General features: G+C 69.7%; 16 protein-coding genes and 1 tRNA gene. 2 read left to right on the forward strand and 15 right to left on the reverse strand.

Features of this window, described 5'->3' with window-relative positions; translation table 11 throughout:
- The first annotated feature begins 17 nt into the window (after nucleotides 1-17).
- Complete coding sequence (locus AAIB33_RS05195; protein ID WP_345802496.1) at nucleotides 18-440, forward strand: hotdog fold thioesterase; 423 nt, start codon at nucleotides 18-20, stop codon at nucleotides 438-440.
- A 63-nt stretch (nucleotides 441-503) separates the two neighbouring features.
- Here the strand turns inward: AAIB33_RS05195 and AAIB33_RS05200 are convergent, their stop codons facing one another.
- Nucleotides 504-1,118, reverse strand: coding sequence for a response regulator (locus AAIB33_RS05200; RefSeq protein WP_345802497.1), 615 nt, complete (start codon nucleotides 1,116-1,118; stop codon nucleotides 504-506).
- A gap of 34 nt (nucleotides 1,119-1,152) precedes the next feature.
- Here AAIB33_RS05200 and AAIB33_RS05205 point away from each other — a divergent pair.
- Nucleotides 1,153-1,235: transfer RNA gene (locus tag AAIB33_RS05205), tRNA-Leu, on the forward strand.
- 51 nt (nucleotides 1,236-1,286) lie between these two features.
- Here AAIB33_RS05205 and AAIB33_RS05210 read toward each other — a convergent pair.
- From AAIB33_RS05210 to hisG, 14 genes are all read right to left on the reverse strand, one after another.
- Complete coding sequence (locus AAIB33_RS05210) at nucleotides 1,287-2,831, reverse strand: APC family permease (RefSeq protein ID WP_345802498.1); 1,545 nt, start codon at nucleotides 2,829-2,831, stop codon at nucleotides 1,287-1,289.
- A gap of 185 nt (nucleotides 2,832-3,016) precedes the next feature.
- Entirely contained in the window at nucleotides 3,017-3,394 is a 378-nt protein-coding gene (locus tag AAIB33_RS05215) for an SHOCT domain-containing protein (protein WP_345802499.1), read from the reverse strand.
- Nucleotides 3,395-3,485: 91 nt separating this feature from the next.
- A complete protein-coding gene (pyk, locus tag AAIB33_RS05220; RefSeq protein ID WP_345802500.1) occupies nucleotides 3,486-4,928 on the reverse strand; it encodes a pyruvate kinase in 1,443 nt (480 codons plus the stop codon).
- A gap of 61 nt (nucleotides 4,929-4,989) precedes the next feature.
- On the reverse strand, nucleotides 4,990-6,459 hold the full coding sequence (locus AAIB33_RS05225; RefSeq protein WP_345802501.1) for a glutamate synthase subunit beta: 1,470 nt from the start codon (nucleotides 6,457-6,459) through the stop codon (nucleotides 4,990-4,992).
- Nucleotides 6,452-11,038, reverse strand: a complete 4,587-nt coding sequence (gltB, locus tag AAIB33_RS05230) for a glutamate synthase large subunit (RefSeq protein WP_345802502.1) — start codon at nucleotides 11,036-11,038, stop codon at nucleotides 6,452-6,454. The genes AAIB33_RS05225 and gltB overlap by 8 nt, the downstream gene beginning before the upstream one ends.
- A gap of 81 nt (nucleotides 11,039-11,119) precedes the next feature.
- Entirely contained in the window at nucleotides 11,120-12,103 is a 984-nt protein-coding gene (lgt, locus tag AAIB33_RS05235; RefSeq protein WP_345802503.1) for a prolipoprotein diacylglyceryl transferase, read from the reverse strand.
- A gap of 48 nt (nucleotides 12,104-12,151) precedes the next feature.
- Entirely contained in the window at nucleotides 12,152-12,943 is a 792-nt protein-coding gene (gene trpA / locus AAIB33_RS05240; protein WP_345802504.1) for a tryptophan synthase subunit alpha, read from the reverse strand.
- The gene (trpB, locus tag AAIB33_RS05245; RefSeq protein WP_345802505.1) at nucleotides 12,940-14,199 is read right to left on the reverse strand and encodes a tryptophan synthase subunit beta; all 1,260 of its coding nucleotides are present in this window, start codon (nucleotides 14,197-14,199) and stop codon (nucleotides 12,940-12,942) included. The genes trpA and trpB overlap by 4 nt, the downstream gene beginning before the upstream one ends.
- Nucleotides 14,196-14,972: an indole-3-glycerol phosphate synthase TrpC gene (gene trpC, locus AAIB33_RS05250; protein ID WP_345803383.1), complete on the reverse strand. Its 777-nt coding sequence runs from the start codon at nucleotides 14,970-14,972 to the stop codon at nucleotides 14,196-14,198. The genes trpB and trpC overlap by 4 nt, the downstream gene beginning before the upstream one ends.
- A gap of 2 nt (nucleotides 14,973-14,974) precedes the next feature.
- Nucleotides 14,975-15,205 (reverse strand): DUF6704 family protein, encoded by a 231-nt coding sequence (locus tag AAIB33_RS05255; protein ID WP_345802506.1) that lies wholly within the window; start codon nucleotides 15,203-15,205, stop codon nucleotides 14,975-14,977.
- Nucleotides 15,206-15,239: 34 nt separating this feature from the next.
- A complete protein-coding gene (locus tag AAIB33_RS05260) occupies nucleotides 15,240-15,842 on the reverse strand; it encodes a Trp biosynthesis-associated membrane protein (protein WP_345802507.1) in 603 nt (200 codons plus the stop codon).
- Nucleotides 15,839-16,198, reverse strand: coding sequence for a phosphoribosyl-AMP cyclohydrolase (hisI, locus tag AAIB33_RS05265; protein WP_345802508.1), 360 nt, complete (start codon nucleotides 16,196-16,198; stop codon nucleotides 15,839-15,841). The genes AAIB33_RS05260 and hisI overlap by 4 nt, the downstream gene beginning before the upstream one ends.
- Nucleotides 16,195-16,989, reverse strand: a complete 795-nt coding sequence (gene hisF, locus AAIB33_RS05270; RefSeq protein ID WP_345802509.1) for an imidazole glycerol phosphate synthase subunit HisF — start codon at nucleotides 16,987-16,989, stop codon at nucleotides 16,195-16,197. Before hisF ends, hisI begins: the two co-directional genes overlap by 4 nt.
- Complete coding sequence (gene hisG, locus AAIB33_RS05275) at nucleotides 16,989-17,831, reverse strand: ATP phosphoribosyltransferase (protein WP_345802510.1); 843 nt, start codon at nucleotides 17,829-17,831, stop codon at nucleotides 16,989-16,991. Before hisG ends, hisF begins: the two co-directional genes overlap by 1 nt.

Here is a 17,831-nt window from a genome sequence, read left to right on the forward strand (position 1 = left end):
CGACCCCGAGGAGCACCATGTCCGACGCCGCCTCCGTGACCGACGATCGGCTCGAGTGGGCCCGCTCCCGCGGGATCGGCGCGCTCGCCGAGAAGATGGGCTTCGAGTGGATCGAGTTCACCCTCGAGCGTGCCGTCGCTCGGATGCCCGTCGAGGGAAACACCCAGCCGGTCGGGCTCTTCCACGGCGGGGCGTACGTCGTGCTCGGCGAGTCGCTCGGCTCGATGCACGCGAACCTCCACGCCGGGCCCGGCCGTCTCGCCGTCGGCATCGACATCAATGCGACGCACACGCGCTCCGCGACCTCGGGGTTCGTGACCGGGGTCTGCACCCCGATCCACCTCGGCCGCAGCCTCACCGTGCACGAGATCGCGGTGACCGACGATCAGGGTCGGCGCTGCTCGACGATCCGCATCACGAACATGATCCGCGACCTGTAGGCCGGGAAATGAGAGACGGATGCCGCGACCTGCGGCCGCGGCATCCGTCGAAGTCTTCGGGGCTCAGCCCTTCTTGGGCGCGAGCTGCTCGATGATGGCCTTGGCGACGTCCTGCATCGTGAGGCGGCGGTCCATCGACGCCTTCTGGATCCAGCGGAACGCCTCGGGCTCGCTCAGGCCCATCTTCTCGTTGAGGAGGCCCTTCGCGCGGTCGACGAGCTTGCGGGTCTCGAAGCGCTCGACCATGTCGGCGACCTCGGCCTCGAGCGTGATGATCTGGTCGTAGCGGGCCAGCGCGATTTCGATCGCCGGCAGCAGGTCGTTCGGCGTGAAGGGCTTCACGACATACGCGAGCGCACCGGCCTCGCTCGCCCGCTCGACGAGCTCCTTCTGGCTGAACGCCGTCAGCAGCACGACGGGGGCGATGTGGTTCTTGCTGAGCTTCTCGGCGGCGCTGATGCCGTCGAGCTGCGGCATCTTGACGTCCATGATGACGAGGTCGGGGCGAAGCTCGGTCGCGAGTGCCACCGCCGTCTCACCGTCACCCGCCTCGCCGACGACGTCGAACCCGTTGTCGCGGAGGATCTCGACGATGTCGAGCCGGATGAGCGACTCATCTTCGGCCACGACGACGCGACGGGGGGCGGATGCCGAAGCGGTCTGCTCTTGCTCTGTCACCCTTGAATCCTACGGTATGGTCAATCGCGGACTCGCCGGTGTGGCGGAATGGCAGACGCGCCCGACTCAAACTCGGTTGCCCGCAAGGGCGTGTGGGTTCGACTCCCACCACCGGCACGAGAACTGCAAGGGGCGGGATGCCTCGCGCGAGGCATCCCGCCCCCTCGTTCACTCGTCGATCGTCTTGACCGTCGTCGTGTTCGGGTCCGGCAGCGTCGCGACCTGCTCGGGCGAACGCAGGTCGACGTCGACCGGTGCCTTGCGGTCGAGCTCGGCCGGGAGCTCGAGCGGCCGCCGCGAGTAGTACACCTTCGCCTTGCGGAAGAAGAGCGCGAGCGGGATGACGCCGAGCACGATGAGGCCGATGCCGAGCCAGTTCACGATCGGGTCGTTCTGCGGGATCGATGCGAAGAACGCCCATCCCATGAAGACGGCGCCGGACGCCGGCCACAGTCCGATGAGGATGAAGTTCTTGACGGATCGGAGCAGCACCCGGCGGTACGCGACGACGACGGCGACGCCGGCCAGGGTGTAGTAGAACGCGATCTGCAGGCCGATCGAGAGGATGGCGTTCTCCATGATGTCGCCGACGCTGCCGAGGAAGTTGGATCCGACGAACAGCACGAGCGAGACGCCGAGGATCACGAGCGTCGCGAACGTCGGGGTCTTCCACCGGGGGTGGACGCGTCCGAACCGGGAGGGGATCGTGTGGTCGCGTCCCATCGCGAACAGCGTGCGGGTCACCTGGATGAGCGTCGTCTCGAGCGTCGCGATCGTCGAGAGCGCGACCGCGATGATGAGGATCTTGCCGCCCAGACCTGGCCAGATGACGTCGCCGAGCACCGACAGGATGTTGGCGCTGTTCGACTCGATCTGCTCCTGGGAGAGCATGATGAGCGTCGCGATCGTGAAGATCTCGAAGAGCACGAACACGATGCCGACGCCGATGAGGCCCGCGGCGCCAGCCGACTTGTGACCGTCCTTGGTCTCCTCGTTGAGGTTGGACGAGACATCCCAGCCCCAGTAGTAGAAGGCCGCGATGAGGGCTGCGCCGACGAAGACGCCGGGGCCGGTGAGGTGCTGGAAGCCCAGCCAGTCCCACGAGAAGTCCGGGCCGTCGTGGGAGGTGGTGCCCGCGCGGAAGAGCGCGAGCGCGGCGAAGACGATGAGGATGCCGACCTCGATGCACGACATGATCCACTGCGCGCGAGCGGTGATGCTCACGCCGAAGTAGACGCACGCGGCCATGATGACGAACCAGACCGCGCCGATCGTCGTGATGAGCGGCACGTTGTCGGCCTGCGACGGGTCGAACAGCGACACCGTCATCGCGCCCGCAGGCAGGGCGCCCGCGACCATGAAGATCGTCGCGGAGATGACGAGCGCCCACCCCGACAGGAAGCCGAGCGCGGGATGGAGCGCCCGGGCGACCCACGAGTACGCGGCGCCGGCGTTGACATCGGCGCGACCGAGGTACAGGAACGCCCAGGCGATGCCGAGCATCGGGATGCCGCACCACAGGAGTGCGGCGGGCGCGCCGAGACCGGCCACGCCGACGAGTGTCGCGGTCGTCGCCGCGATCGAATAGGCGGGCGCGCTGCCCGCCACGGCCATCACGATCGAGCCGGCGGCGCTGACGCCGCCCGACTGCAGACCGTGCCCGCTGGCCTCCCTCTGGTCGTCGGGTGCGACCTGAGAGCTGTTCTGGGTCATGGGGTCTCCCTCACTGTCGCCTCCACAGACGACGATCGTCGCCACCGTGGCGACCGGAGGGGACGATACACCTCCTGTGTTTCAGTCCGAAGACTCTCCACAAGGGCAGGACGATCTGTCCGGAACGCGAGAGCGGCGCGGAGCAATCTGCTCCGCGCCGCTCTTCCCGGCGAAAGGGCTGTGCCTTATGCGCCGTAGTACTGGTTGCCGAGCGCCTTGCTCTTGAGCGCCTCGTACTCGCCCTGCGAGATCGTGCCCGCGTCGAGCAGCGCCTTGGCGCGCGCGATGTCCTCTGCAGGACTGGCGGAGGCCGCCGGTCGGTAGTCGTCGTACTCGGCCACGGTGCGCGACCGGGACTGGTACTCGCGCTCGGCGATGCCCTTGCCGTTGACGATGACGTAGATGAGGCCCGTGAGGAACGGCACGAAGACGAGGAGGATGATCCAGAGCGCCTTGATCCACCCGTTCGCCTTGTCGTCGCGGAAGACGTCGCGGATGACGAAGAAGATCACGTAGAAGTACGCGATGAAGTAGAAGATCCAGAGGAACCACCAGAAGATCACGCGCCGTACCGTCCTTTCAGAAGAGTGACCCCAGCATAGAGGCCCGTGTCCCCACGGGGGACACGGGCCTCACCTGAGCCGGGTGACGGCTCTACTGGCGGTAGATCGGGGCCGCCCCGTGGACGGCGTCTCCCACCTTGTGGACGCGGATGTCGTTGGTCGACCCGATGATTCCGGGAGGCGATCCGGAGATGACGACGACCTTGTCTCCGACCTTCGCGAGGTCGTTGGAGAGGAGGTAGTCGTCGACCTGGATGAACATGCGGTCGGTGTGGGGCACGTGCTCGACGAGCGTCGACTGCACGCCCCACGTGAGCGCCATGCGACGACGGATCGCCGGCTCGGGCGTGAAGGCGATCATGGGTATCTTCGAGCGGATGCGCGACATGCGGCGTGCGGTGTCACCCGACTCGGTGAACAGGCAGAGGTACTTCGCCTCGACGAAGTCGGCGACCTCGACGGCGGCGAGCGTGATGGCGCCGCCCTGCGTGCGGGGCTTGGCCGTGAGCGGCAGGATGCGCTCGAGGCCGTGCTCCTCGGTCGACTCGACAATGCGGGCCATCGTCTCGACGACGACGACCGGGTACTTTCCGACGCTCGTCTCGCCCGAGAGCATGACACCGTCGGCGCCGTCGAGGACGGCGTTGGCGACGTCGGAGGTCTCGGCGCGGGTGGGCACGGGGTTCTCGATCATCGACTCGAGCATCTGCGTCGCGACGATGACGGGCTTCGCCATGCGGCGGCACAGCTCGACGGCCCGCTTCTGGACGATCGGCACCGCCTCGAGCGGCAGCTCGACGCCCAGGTCGCCGCGGGCGACCATGATTCCGTCGAAGGCGTCGATGATCTCCTCGAGGTTGTCGACGGCCTGCGGCTTCTCGATCTTGGCGATGACGGGGACGTGGCGTCCCTCCTCGGCCATGATCACGTGGACGCGCTGCACGTCCTTCGCGTCGCGCACGAAGGAGAGCGCGATCAGGTCGGCGCCGATCTGCAGACCCCAGCGGAGGTCGGCCTCGTCCTTCTCCGACAGCGCGGGCACGTTGACCGCGACGCCCGGCAGGTTGATGCCCTTGTTGTTGGAGACGGGGCCCGCGACGATCACCTTGGTGGTGACGACGGTGCCGTCGGTCTCGACGACCTGGACGCGCACCTTGCCGTCGTCGATCAGCAGGAAGTCGCCGGGCTTGACGTCGTTCGGCAGGCCCTTGAAGGTCGTCGAGACGATCTCCTTGGTGCCGAGGATGTCTTCCGTCGTGATCTTGAAGATGTCGCCGACGGCGAGCTCGTGCGGACCGTTCTCGAACTTGCCGAGGCGGATCTTGGGGCCCTGCAGGTCGACGAGGATCGCGACGGGGCGTCCGGCGTCCTCAGCCGCCTTGCGGACGTTGGCGAAGTTGTTCTCGTGCACGGAGTAATCGCCGTGACTCAGGTTGAACCGCGCGACGTCGACGCCGGCCTCGATGATCGCGCGGACCATCTCGTACGTCGAAGTTGCGGGGCCGAGGGTTGCGACGATCTTGGCGCGTCTCATCCGTGTATTAGCTCCGTGGGAGGGATTTGTCGGGAAAGGGTCGGAATCGACCTCCGTCAGCCTACGCGGGCTGGAGGCCGATCGCGACATCGGACGCCCGGACGGGCGAGGGCAGCGAGGTGGTGCCCATCAGGTAGGCGTCGACCTGCGCGGCCGCGGCGCGGCCTTCGGCGATCGCCCAGACGATGAGGGACTGGCCGCGGCCGGCGTCGCCGGCGACGAAGACTCCGGGCACCGTCGTGACGAAGTCGTCTTCGCGCTCGACGTTGCCGCGCCCCGTGAACTGCGTGCCGAGCTGCTCCTCGAGGAGCGCGCGCTCGGGGCCGGTGAAGCCCATGGCGATGAGCACGAGGTCGGCCGGGATGTCGCGCTCGGTGCCGCTCTTGGGCACGCGGCGGCCGTCGGCGGCGTACTCCGTCTCCGCCACGCGGATCGCGCGCACCTCGCCGGCGTCGTTGCTCACGAACTCGACGGTCGACGCGAGGTAGGACCGCTCGCCGCCCTCTTCGTGCGCGGACTGCACCTCGAAGAGCGTCGGCGTCATGGGCCACGGCTGGTGCTCGGGGCGCTCGCCCGGCGGGCGGCGGCCGATCGCGAGGTTCGTGACGCTCAGGGCTCCCTGGCGGTGCGCCGTGCCGATGCAGTCGGCGCCCGTGTCGCCGCCGCCGATGACGACGACGTGCTTCCCCTCGGCCGTGATCTGGTTGGGGACCGAGTCCCCCGCCGTCGCCCGGTTGGACTCGACGAGGTACTCCATCGCGAAGTGCACGCCCGCGAGGTCGCGTCCCGGGATGGGGAGGTCGCGCGGCAGCGTCGCGCCCGTCGCGATCACGACGGCGTCGTACCGCGCGCGCAGGTCGCTCCACGAGAGGTCCTTGCCGATCTCGACGCCGGCGCGGAACTTGGTGCCCTCGTCCTGCATCTGACGGAGGCGCGACTCGAGGTGCTTCTTCTCCATCTTGAAGTCCGGGATGCCGTAGCGGAGGAGCCCGCCGATGCGGTCATCGCGCTCGAACACGGCGACGGTGTGGCCGGCGCGCGTCAGCTGCTGCGCGGCGGCGAGGCCGGCGGGGCCGGAGCCGACGACGGCGACGGTCTTGCCGGTCAGACGCCCCGGGGGCTCGGGCTCGACCCAGCCGTTGCCGAAGGCCTCGTCGATGATCGAGACCTCGATCTGCTTGATCGTGACGGCGGGCTGGTTGATGCCGAGCACGCACGCGCTCTCGCACGGCGCGGGGCACAGGCGACCCGTGAACTCCGGGAAGTTGTTCGTCGCGTGCAGGCGCTCGATCGCGGCGCGGCCCTCGCCGCGCCAGGTGAGGTCGTTCCACTCGGGGATCAGGTTGCCGAGGGGGCAGCCCTTGTGGCAGAACGGCACGCCGCAGTCCATGCAGCGGCCGGCCTGGCGGCGGAGCACGGCCGAATCGCCCGGCTCGTACACCTCTTTCCAGTCCAGGATGCGGACAGGCACCGGTCGGCGCGGCGGAAGCTCGCGCTCGGTGACCTTCAGAAAGCCTTTCGGGTCAGCCACCCGTCACCTCCAGAATGCGGTTCCAGACGACGTCGCCGTCGGGGTCGAGTCCCTCCGCGACCGCCTCCTGGCGGGTCTGCAGGACTGCGGCGTAGTCGCGCGGAAGGACCCGCGAGAAGTCGTCGAGAACGGTGTCGAAGTCGTCGAGGAACGACTGGGCCAGTGCCGAGCCGGTCTCGGCGACGTGCTGCTCGAGCAGGTCGCGGAGGATCTCGGCATCCCCCGAGCCCATCTCGCCGAGCACGAGCTCGCCGCTCGCGAGCGCCTCGCGGTTCACGAGGTCGCGGTCGAGCCGGTACACATAGGCGGTGCCTCCGGACATGCCGGCGCCGAGGTTGCGGCCGGTCGTGCCGAGGATGACGGCGAGTCCGCCCGTCATGTACTCGAGCGCGTGGTCGCCCACGCCCTCGACGACGGCGGTCGCGCCCGAGTTGCGCACGAAGAAGCGCTCGCCCACGACGCCGCTCAGGAACATCGTGCCCTGCGTCGCGCCGTAGCCGATGACATTGCCGGCGATGACGTTCTGCGACGCGTCGAAGGTCGCGCCGCGCGGCGGGCGGATGACGATCTGCCCGCCCGAGAGACCCTTGCCGACGTAGTCGTTCGAGTCGCCCTCGAGCCGCAGCGTGATGCCGGCAGGCATGAAGGCGCCGAAGGACTGACCGGCGGAGCCCGTCAGGTTGACGACGATCGAGCCCGACGGAAGGCCGTTCTGGCCGTGGGCGCGGGTGACGTGGTGACCCAGCATCGTGCCGACGGCGCGCTCGGTGTTGCGGATCGGCAGGTCGATCTCGATGTGGCCGCCGTGCGCGATGACGTCCTGCGCGCGCTCGATGAGCGGAACGTCGAAGTGGTCCTCGAGCTCGTGCTGCTGGGCCCGGGCGTTGCGGCGGGGCTCGTCCTCGGCGAAGGCGGGGCCCTCGAGCACCGGCGACAGGTCGAGGCCGTTCGCCTTCCAGTGCTCCACGGCGCCGTTGAGGTCGAGCAGCTCGACGTGCCCGATCGCCTCGTCGAGCGAGCGGAAGCCCAGTTCGGCGAGGTACTCGCGCACCTCCTCGGCGATGAACTCCATGAAGTTCACGACGAACTCCGGCTTGCCGTTGAAGCGCGACCGCAGGACCGGGTTCTGCGTCGCGACGCCCACGGGGCAGGTGTCGAGGTGGCAGACGCGCATCATGATGCAGCCGGACACGACGAGCGGAGCCGTCGCGAAGCCGAACTCCTCGGCGCCGAGCAGCGCGCCGATGATGACGTCGCGTCCGGTCTTGAGCTGCCCGTCGACCTGGACCACGACGCGGTCGCGCATGCCGTTGAGCATGAGCGTCTGCTGCGTCTCGGCAAGGCCGAGCTCCCACGGCGTGCCCGCGTGCTTGAGCGAGTTCAGCGGGCTCGCACCCGTGCCGCCGTCGTGGCCGGAGACCAGGATGACGTCGGCGAGGGCCTTGGCGGTGCCCGCCGCGACCGCGCCGATGCCGGACTGGCTCACGAGCTTGACGTGCACCCGGGCGCCGGGGTTGGCGCGCTTCAGGTCGAAGATGAGCTGCTTGAGGTCTTCGATCGAGTAGATGTCGTGGTGCGGGGGCGGGGAGATGAGTCCGACGCCCGCCGTCGCATGCCGCGTGCGCGCGACCCACGGGTACACCTTGGTCGGGGGCAGCTGACCGCCCTCGCCGGGCTTGGCGCCCTGGGCGAGCTTGATCTGGATGTCGTCGGACTCCGTCAGGTAGAGGCTCGTGACGCCGAAGCGACCCGACGCGACCTGCTTGATCGAGCTGCGGCGCTCGGGGTCGAGGAGACGGTCGACGTCCTCTCCGCCCTCGCCCGTGTTGGACTTGCCGCCGATGCGGTTCATCGCGATCGCGAGCGTCTCGTGCGCCTCGCGCGAGATCGAGCCGTAGCTCATCGCGCCGGTGGAGAACCGCTTGACGATCGACGAGACGGGTTCGACCTCGTCGATCGGCACGGGGGTGCGCCGGCCCGTGCGCAGCTTGAACAGGCCGCGGAGCGTCTTCAGCTCGGCCGCCTGGTCGTCGACGAGCTTCGTGTACTCGCGGAAGATGTCGTATCGGCGCGTGCGCGTCGAGTGCTGCAGGCGGAACACCGTCTCGGGGTTGAAGAGGTGCGGCGATCCGTCGCGGCGCCACTGGTACTCGCCGCCGGTCCACAGGCGCTCGTGCGCGCGGACCGCGGCATCCTCCGGGTACGCGTACGCGTGCCGCGCGGCGTTCTCGGCCGCGATCACGTCGAGGCCCACTCCCCCGAGCTTCGACTCGGTGCCCGTGAAGTACTTGGCGATGAAGTCGTCGGAGAGGCCGACGGCCTCGAACACCTGCGCGCCCGCATAGGACGAGACGGTCGAGATGCCCATTTTGGACATGATCTTGAGCACGCCCTTGCCGAGCGCGTAGATCAGGTTCTTGACGGCCTTCTCGGGCGAGATTCCGGTGATGAAGCCGGCGCGCACGAGGTACTCGACGGTCTCCATCGCGAGATACGGGTTGACGGCGGATGCGCCGTACCCGATGAGCGTCGCGACGTGATGCACTTCGCGGACGTCGCCTGCCTCGACCACGAGACCGCACTTCATGCGCGTCTGCTTGCGGATGAGGTGGTGGTGGACGGCCGCGAGCATGAGCAGCGACGGGATGGGCGCGAGGTCCTTGTTGGAGTCGCGGTCGCTCAGGACGATGAACTCCGCGCCGTCCTCGATCGCCTGGTCGACCTCGTCGCACATCTGCGCGAGGCGCTTCTGCATGCCCTTGTGGCCGGCCTCGACGCGGTAGAGACCGCGGATCGTCACCGAGGTGCGACCCGGCAGCGCCGTGTCGATGTGCTGGATCTTCGCCAGTTCGTCGTTGTCGATGACCGGGAAGTCCAGCGTGACGGTGCGCGTGTGGTCGGGGCCCGACGTGAGCAGGTTGCGCTCGGGACCGAGGCCCAGCGCGAGCGAGGTGACGACCTCTTCGCGGATGGAGTCGAGCGGCGGGTTCGTCACCTGCGCGAACTGCTGCGTGAAGTAGTCGAACAGCAGGCGCGGGCGGTCGCTGAGCACGGCGACGGGGGTGTCGCTGCCCATCGCGCCGAGGGGCTCGGCGCCCGTCTGGCCCATGGGCGTGAGAAGGATGCGCACCTCCTCCTCGGTATAGCCGAACGTGCGCTGCCGGCGCGTGATCGACGCGATCGGGTGCACGATGTGCTCGCGCTCCGGCAGCTCGGAGAGACGCACGCGGCCCGCGTCGAGCCACTCCTGCCACGGCTCCATCTCGGCGAGCTGCGTCTTGATCTCGTCGTCCTCGATCACGCGGCGCTGAGCCGTGTCGACCAGGAACATGCGGCCGGGGCGCAGGCGTCCGCGACGCTTGATGCGCTCGGGCTCGAAGTCGAGCACGCCCGTCTCGCTGCCGATGACGATGAGGCCGTCGGTCGTCTCGGTCCAGCGCCCGGGGCGCAGGCCGTTGCGGTCGAGCGTCGCGCCGACGAGCGTGCCGTCGGTGAAGATGAGCGCGGCGGGGCCGTCCCACGGCTCCATCTGCATGGCGTGGTAGTCGTAGAACGCGCGCAGCTTCGGGTCGATGCCGAGCTGCTTCTCGTACGCCTCGGGGACCATCATCATGATGGCGTGCGGGAGGCTCCGGCCCGTGAGCGTCAGGAGCTCGAGGACCTCGTCGAACGACGCCGAGTCACTCGCGCCCTCCGTGCAGATCGGCAGGAGCGGCGTGATGTCGCCGAGCAGCTCGGACTCGAGCTGCGACTGGCGCGCCCGCATCCAGTTGCGGTTGCCGTTGACGGTGTTGATCTCGCCGTTGTGCGCGAGCATGCGCAGGGGCTGCGCGAGCGGCCACGACGGGAAGGTGTTCGTCGAGTAGCGCGAGTGCACGACGGCGAGCTCCGACATGAAGCGCTCGTCCGACAGGTCGGGGTAGAACGGCTCGAGCTGGAGGGTCGTGACCATGCCCTTGTAGCCGAGGGTGCGGCTCGACAGCGACACGAAGTAGGCGTCCAGCTCGCGGCGGGCGCGCTTGCGCAGACGGTAGACGCGACGGTCGAGCGCGATGCCGGAGAGTGCCGGCTCGGAGCCCGTCGCGGGGCGCGAGACGAAGAGCTGCTCGAACGAGGGCTGGGCCGCGTGGGCGAGCTTGCCGAGGTGGGAGTCGTCGGTCGGCACCTCGCGCCAGCCGAGCACGACGAGGTTCTCGCTGGCGGCGATGCGCTCGATGCCGGTCTTCTGCTCGTCGCGCGCCTCGGCGTCGACCGGCAGGAAGACCATGCCCGCGGCGTACTCCCCGACCGGGGGCAGGTCGAAGCCCACCACGGCGCGCAGGAAGGCGTCGGGCATCTGGGTGAGGATGCCCGCACCGTCGCCGGTGCCGGCGTCCGATCCGATGGCGCCTCGATGCTCGAGGTTGCGCAGGGCCGTCAGGGCGAGCGCGATGATGTCATGCCCGGGCTCGCCGCGCAGGGTCGCGACCATGGCGAGACCACAGGCGTCCTTCTCGAAGGCAGGGTTGTACATGCCCTGTTTCGGCGGGAAATCGCCCATGCCTGGCCGGCCGGCGTTGTGACGGGGGCTCGATGCCATACCAACCGTCCTCACGTTGATGCTGACAATGGGACGACGTCGGCCCGGAAACTAGCTGAAGAGCACTGGTGGAAGTGCGGGTTACTTCGAGGCGACTGTGCTTGTGGCGCTGCCCGATTCGACCTGCTCCGCCGGTGGTTCACTCACATCGACGAAGTCCTCGGTCTCTGCCGATTGTACAGCCCCCTTGGGCTTCCACTCGCGACCGGGCACATACGGCGACGGTTCGAGGCCCGGATGGCGGCGCTTCTGCACGAAGAGGATGACAAGACCGAGCACGACGCCGATGATCGCGGCCCACACATTGGTGCGGAGCCCGAGGTACACGTCGCTCGGGTCGATCCGGATCGACTCCCACACGATGCGGCCCGCGCTGTACCAGACGAGGTACAGGCCGAAGAGGCGGCCCCACTGCAGCGTGAAGGCGCGTCCCGCCCACAGCAGCACGAAGACGCCCATCGTGTTCCAGATGACCTCGTAGAGGAAGGTCGGGTGGAAGAGTGTGCCCGGCTCGAGCCCGGGCGGGAAGGCGGGGTTGTCGCTGTCGATCCGGAGGCCCCACGGAAGATCGGTGGGCAGGCCGAAGAGCTCCTGGTTGAACCAGTTGCCGAACCGGCCCAGCGCCTGCGCCAGCAGCAGTCCCGGCGCCAGTGCGTCGGCGAACGCGGTGAAGCGGATGCCGGTCCACCGGCAGCCGAGCCACGCGCCGATGGCACCGCCGATGAGGGCGCCGTAGATCGCGATGCCGCCCTCCCAGATGTACAGCCACGACCATGGCCGCGACCCCTCGCCGAAGTAGAAGTTGTAGTGCGTGAGCACGTGGTAGATGCGCGCCGCGATGATCGCGAGGGGCACCGCGATGAGCGCGATGTCGATGACGACCCAGGGCTCCGCACCGCGTTTGGTGAGGCGGTGGTTCGTCAGGAAGACGGCGACGATGATGCCCGCGATGATGCACAGCGCGTAGTAGTGGATCGTCAGGTTCCACGAGAAGAGGTGGATCGTGAACGAGCTCACGGGAGGGCTCGGGATGCTGGTGACGACGTCGAGTGCGGCGCGGATCATGCTGGTCCTTCGAAGAGGGATCGTCGGCGGCGGGCCGACTGTGGAAGTCTAAGCGGCGCGCGTCGTGCCCGCGGCGAGGGCACGGGCCGTCTCGGCGAGGCCGTCGAGGCCGCCGTCGCGCAGCGCGCGGACGAGCGCCGTGCCCACGATCGCGCCGTCGGCGTAGTCGAGCACGCCGCCGACCTGCTCGGCGTTGGAGATGCCGATGCCGACGCACGCGTGCTCGACCCCGTGGTCGCGGAGCCGGCCGACGAGCGTCCGTGCCGCGGCATCCAGCTGTGCCCGCTCCCCCGTGATGCCCATGGTCGACACGGTGTAGACGAAGCCCGTGGAGTTGCGCGCGATGAGATCGAGGCGCTCGTCGGTGGAGGTGGGCGCGGCGAGGAACACGCGGTCGAGGCCCGTGCGCTCGCTCGCGGCGATCCAGTCCGCCGCCGCGTCGGGCGTGATGTCGGGCGTGATGAGCCCCGCGCCGCCCGCGGCGGCGAGGTCGTCGGCGTAGCGGTCGACGCCGTACTGCACGACGGGATTCCAGTACGTCATGACGAGCACGGGAACGTCGACGCGCCGCGCGATCTCGCGCACGGCGGTGAAGGTGTCGCGCATGCGGAAGCCCGCCGCGAGGGCGGCCTGCGTCGCCTCCTGGATGATGACGCCGTCCATGACGGGGTCGGAGTAGGGCGGGCCGAGCTCGAGCACGTCGGCGCCGTTCTCCGCGAGCGTGACGGCGGCCTCGATGCTCGTCTCGAGGTCGGGGAAGCCGAGCGGAAGGTAGCCGACGAAGGCGCCGCGGCCCTCCGCACGGGCCGCGTCGATCGCGGCGGCCACGCGCGAGGTCACAGCTGGACCCCCTCGCCCTTGGCGGCGTCATCGGGCTCGGGCTCCACGACCGGCTCCGCGCCGTCGTAGAGGCCGAAGTACTGGGCGGCGGTGTCCATGTCCTTGTCGCCGCGTCCGGAGAGGCAGACGGCCAGCACGGCGTCGGGGCCGAGCTCACGGCCGATGCGCAGGGCGCCTGCCAGGGCGTGCGCCGACTCGATCGCGGGGATGATGCCCTCGGTCTCGGAGAGCAGTCGCAGCGCCTGCATCGCCTCGTCGTCGGTCGCGGGGATGTACTCCGCGCGACCGATCGACGCGAGCCACGAGTGCTCCGGGCCGACGCCCGGGTAGTCGAGGCCGGCCGAGATCGAGTGCGATTCGATCGTCTGGCCGTCGTCGTCCTGCAGGACGAACGTCTTCGCACCGTGCAGCACGCCGGGGCGACCGCGTTCGATGGACGCCGCGTGCCGGGGCGTGTCGACGCCGTCGCCCGCCGCTTCGACCCCGTAGAGCCGGACGCCCTCGTCGTCGAGGAACGCATCGAACATGCCGATCGCGTTCGACCCGCCGCCGACGCACGCGAGGACCGCGTCAGGGAGTCTGCCCACCTCGTCGAGGAGCTGCGCGCGCGCCTCCTCGCCGATGATCTTCTGGAAGTCGCGGACCATCGCGGGGAAGGGATGCGGCCCCGCGGCCGTGCCGAAGATGTAGTTGGTCGTCTCGACGGTCGCGACCCAGTCGCGGTACGCGTCGTTGATGGCGTCCTTGAGGGTGCGCGAGCCGGTCTTGACGGGGATGACCTCGGCGCCGAGCAGGCGCATCCGGGCGACGTTGAGTGCCTGGCGCTCCGTGTCGACCTCGCCCATGTAGATCGTGCACTCGAAGCCGAAGAGGGCGGCCGCCGTCGCGGTCGCGACACCGTGCTGACCGGCGCCGGTCTCGGCGATGACGCGCGTCTTGCCGAGCCGCTTCGTGAGCAGGGCCTGACCCAGCACGTTGTTGATCTTGTGCGAGCCGGTGTGGTTGAGGTCCTCGCGCTTGAGGAAGACGCGGGCGCCTCCCGCATGGGCGGCGAAGCGCGGCACCTCCGTGATGATCGAGGGCCGGCCGGCGTACGAGTGCAGCAGGCCGGTGAACTCGGCCTGGAAGGCCGGGTCGACGGTGGCGTCCTCGTAGACGGCGGTCAGCTCGTCGATCGCGGCGATGAGCGACTCCGGCATGTAGCGGCCGCCGAACTCGCCGAAGAACGGGCCCTTGGCCTCGCGCAGGAGCGTCATGATCCAGCCTCCAGGAATGCTCCGAGGGTCGCGACGGGGTCACCGGTCACGAGCGCCTCGCCGATGAGCACGACGTCGGCGCCCGCCGCGCGGTAGTGGGCGACGTCGGCGGGAGCGAGCACCGCCGACTCCGCGATCTTGATCGCGTCGGCCGGAATGCGCTCGACCAGCCGGCCGAAGAGGTCGCGGTCGAGCGCGAACGTCGAGAGGTCACGGGCGTTGACGCCGATGAGCGTGGCGCCGATCGCCGCCGCACGGTCGACCTCGTCGGCCGAGTGCGTCTCGACGAGGGGCGTCATGCCCAGCTCGAGCACGAGCGCGTGCAGCCGTGCGAGCACGTCCTGCTCGAGGGCCGCGACGATGAGGAGCACGAGGTCTGCGCCGGAGGCGCGGGCCTCGAGCACCTGGTACTCGGTCGCGATGAAGTCCTTGCGCAGCACGGGCAGCGACACACCGGCCTTGACGGCCTCGAGGTCGGCGAGGCTGCCCTTGAATCGGCGCCCCTCCGTCAGGACCGAGATCGCCGATGCGCCGCCCTGCTCATAGAGGCGCGCCTGCAGCGCGGGGTCGGGGATCGACGCGAGGTCGCCGCGCGAGGGGCTCGCGCGCTTGACCTCGGCGATGATCTTGACCCGGTCGGCCGGGGCCAGGGCCGCCAGGGCGTCGCGCGCGGGAGCCTGCGCCAGAGCCGCCGCCTCGACGGCTGCGAGCGGTCGCTCGACGGATCGAGCCTCGGCATCCTCCACCGCGCCGGCCGTGAGGTCGGCGAGCACCATCAGTGCTCTTTCGCCTTGTACTTCGGGCCGTTGACACCGTAGCCCATGCGAGCCATGACCCATCCGACGATGAGGCCGACGACGAGCAGCACAGCCGACGCCCAGACGAGTGCGGGGATGTCGAGGAAGAAGAAGAACGTGCCGATCGCGATCGCGACGAGACCGATGATGACGGCCGTCCACGCTGCCGGCGAGTGTCCGTGTCCAGGGTCGCCGATGGGGTTGCTCATGGATCTCCTCCGAAATTGCGCGGGCTTCGCCAGTCTAGCGGGCGGTCGGGTCGTCGCCGCGCGACAGGTCGTCCCACGAGTCGATGGCGTCGTGAGGGCGGGATGCCGCGGGCCCGGGTGCCGCGGGGGCCGCGGCATCCTTCTGATACCGGCGGCTGCTCCCCCGCCAGCGGCGCGCGGTCGCGAGCGTGAAGAGCCCCGCGGCGAGCAGCACGATCCAGCCGACGAGCGTCGCGACCGGCCAGGGCGTCGTCCCGATGCGGAGGACGAGCGCCGCGACGGCCCCGGTGCCGGTGATGCCGGTCGAGGTCGTGACCGTGGCGGCCACCGCCGCGATGGGGGGCGCGAACGCGACCTGTGCCGTCAGGTATCCGAGCACGACCGCGATGCCGACCGTCAGCACGCCGAAGACGTACCGCAGCACGAGACCGACGATCGAGAGGGCGCCGCCGAGGGCGAGCACCGCGAGGCTCAGCGGTGCGAGGACGGGGATCGCGTCGGCGCCGGGGACCGGCAGGGCGTGCTCTCCGCCGTCGGCGAGGACGACGGTGAGCCAGGTCTGCGTGGACGACAGGATGCCGAGCGCGCCGGCGAGCACGGTCGCCGCGACGGCCAGGAGGCGCGCGCGGGCCGTCATCGCTCGGGCCCGCGCACCGGCTCGAGGTCGTCGGAGTCGAAGCACGTGCGGGTGCCGGTGTGGCAGGCGGGACCGATCTGCTCGACCTCGAGCAGGATCGCGTCGCCGTCGCAGTCCAGGCGCGCACCGCGCACCAGCTGGATGTTCCCGGAGGTGTCGCCCTTGCGCCAGTACTCCTGACGCGAGCGGGACCAGAAGGTCACGCGCCCCTCCGTGAGCGTGCGGCGCAGGGCCTCGGCATCCATCCATCCGAGCATGAGGACCTCGCGCGAGTCCCACTGCTGCACGATCGCCGCGACGAGCCCCTGGTCGTTGAAGGTCACGCGCTCGATGCGCGCCTCGACGGTCTCGGTCATGACACTGCCTCCGTCTCGCGGACCGGGATGCCCTCGCCGAGGAGGAAAGCCTTCACATCGCCGACCGTCAGCTGACCGGAGTGGAAGACGGATGCGGCGAGCACGGCGTCCGCCCCCGCGCGGATGGCGGGCGCGAAGTGCTTGACCGCGCCCGCTCCCCCCGATGCGATGACCGGCACGCTCGAGATCTCGCGCATGAGGCCGACGAGCTCGAGGTCGAAGCCCTCACGCGTGCCGTCGGCGTCGATCGAGTTGACGAGGAGCTCGCCGGCACCGCGCTCGATCGCCTCGCGCGCCCACGCGAGCGCGTCGAGTGAGGTCTCGGTGCGGCCGCCGTGCGTCGTGACGACGAAGCCCGACGGATAACGGCTGCTGAGACCCGTCGACGCACGCTTGACGTCGAGAGACAGCACGAGCACCTGGGCGCCGAAGCGGTCGGCGATCTCGTCGAGGAGCGGCGGGCGGGCGATGGCGGCGGAGTTGACCCCGATCTTGTCGGCGCCGACGGCGAGCAGCCGAGCGACGTCGTCGGCGGAGCGGACTCCCCCGCCGACCGTCAGCGGGATGAAGACCTCCTCCGCCGTGCGGCGCACGACGTCGTAGGTCGTCGATCGCTCGTCGACCGTCGCCGTGACGTCGAGGAAGGTGATCTCGTCGGCGCCCTGCTCGAAGTACAGCCGCGCGAGCTCGACGGGATCGCCCATGTCGCGCAGGTTCTCGAAGTTCACGCCCTTGACGACGCGGCCGCCCGCGACGTCGAGGCACGGGATGACGCGGCAGACGAGGCTCATCAGAGCCTCGCGTTGTGGATCGCGGTCACGAGGATGGCGCGGGCGCCGATGGCGTAGAGCGCGTCCATGACCTGGTTGACGCCCTTGCGCGGACTCATGACCCGCACCGCGACCCACTCCGGGTCGCGGAGCGGCGAGATGGTCGGCGACTCGATCCCGGGCGCGACCTTCACCGCCTCGTCGACGAGGTGGGCCGGCAGGTCGTAGTCGATCAGCACGTAGCGGCGGGCGACCATGATGCCGCGCAGGCGCCGCAGCAGCGTCTCGGTGCCGTCGGCCTCGGTCGGCGCGGCGATGAGCACCGCCTCGGAGTGCAGGATCACGGGGCCGAAGATCTCGAGCCCGGCCTGCCGCAGCGTCGTGCCGGTCTCGACGACGTCGGCGATCGCGTCGGCGACGCCCAGCTGCACGGCCGACTCCACGGCGCCGTCCAGCGGCACGAGGTCGGCGGCGACGCCGTGCTCGTCGAGGAAGGCGTCGACGAGCCCGGGATAGGAGGTGGCGATGCGGATGCCCTCGAGGTCGGCCACCTCTGCGAAGCGTCCGGGAGGCGCCGCGAAGCGGAAGGTCGAGCCCGCGAAGCCGAGCGACTCGATCTCGCGGGCGCCCGGCATCCGGGCGTCGAGCAGCAAGTCGCGACCGGTGATGCCGACGTCGAGTGCGCCGGACCCGACGTACGTGGCGATGTCCTTGGGGCGGAGGTAGAAGAACTCGACCTCGTTCTGCGGGTCGATGACGTGGAGGTCTTTGGGGTCGCGGCGGCCGACATAGCCGGCCTCCTGGAGCATCTCGGAGGCGGTCTCGGCGAGCGAGCCCTTGTTGGGCACGGCGATGCGCAGCAT

This window comes from Microbacterium sp. AZCO (genome assembly GCF_039614715.1).
Taxonomy (GTDB): Bacteria; Actinomycetota; Actinomycetes; order Actinomycetales; family Microbacteriaceae; genus Microbacterium.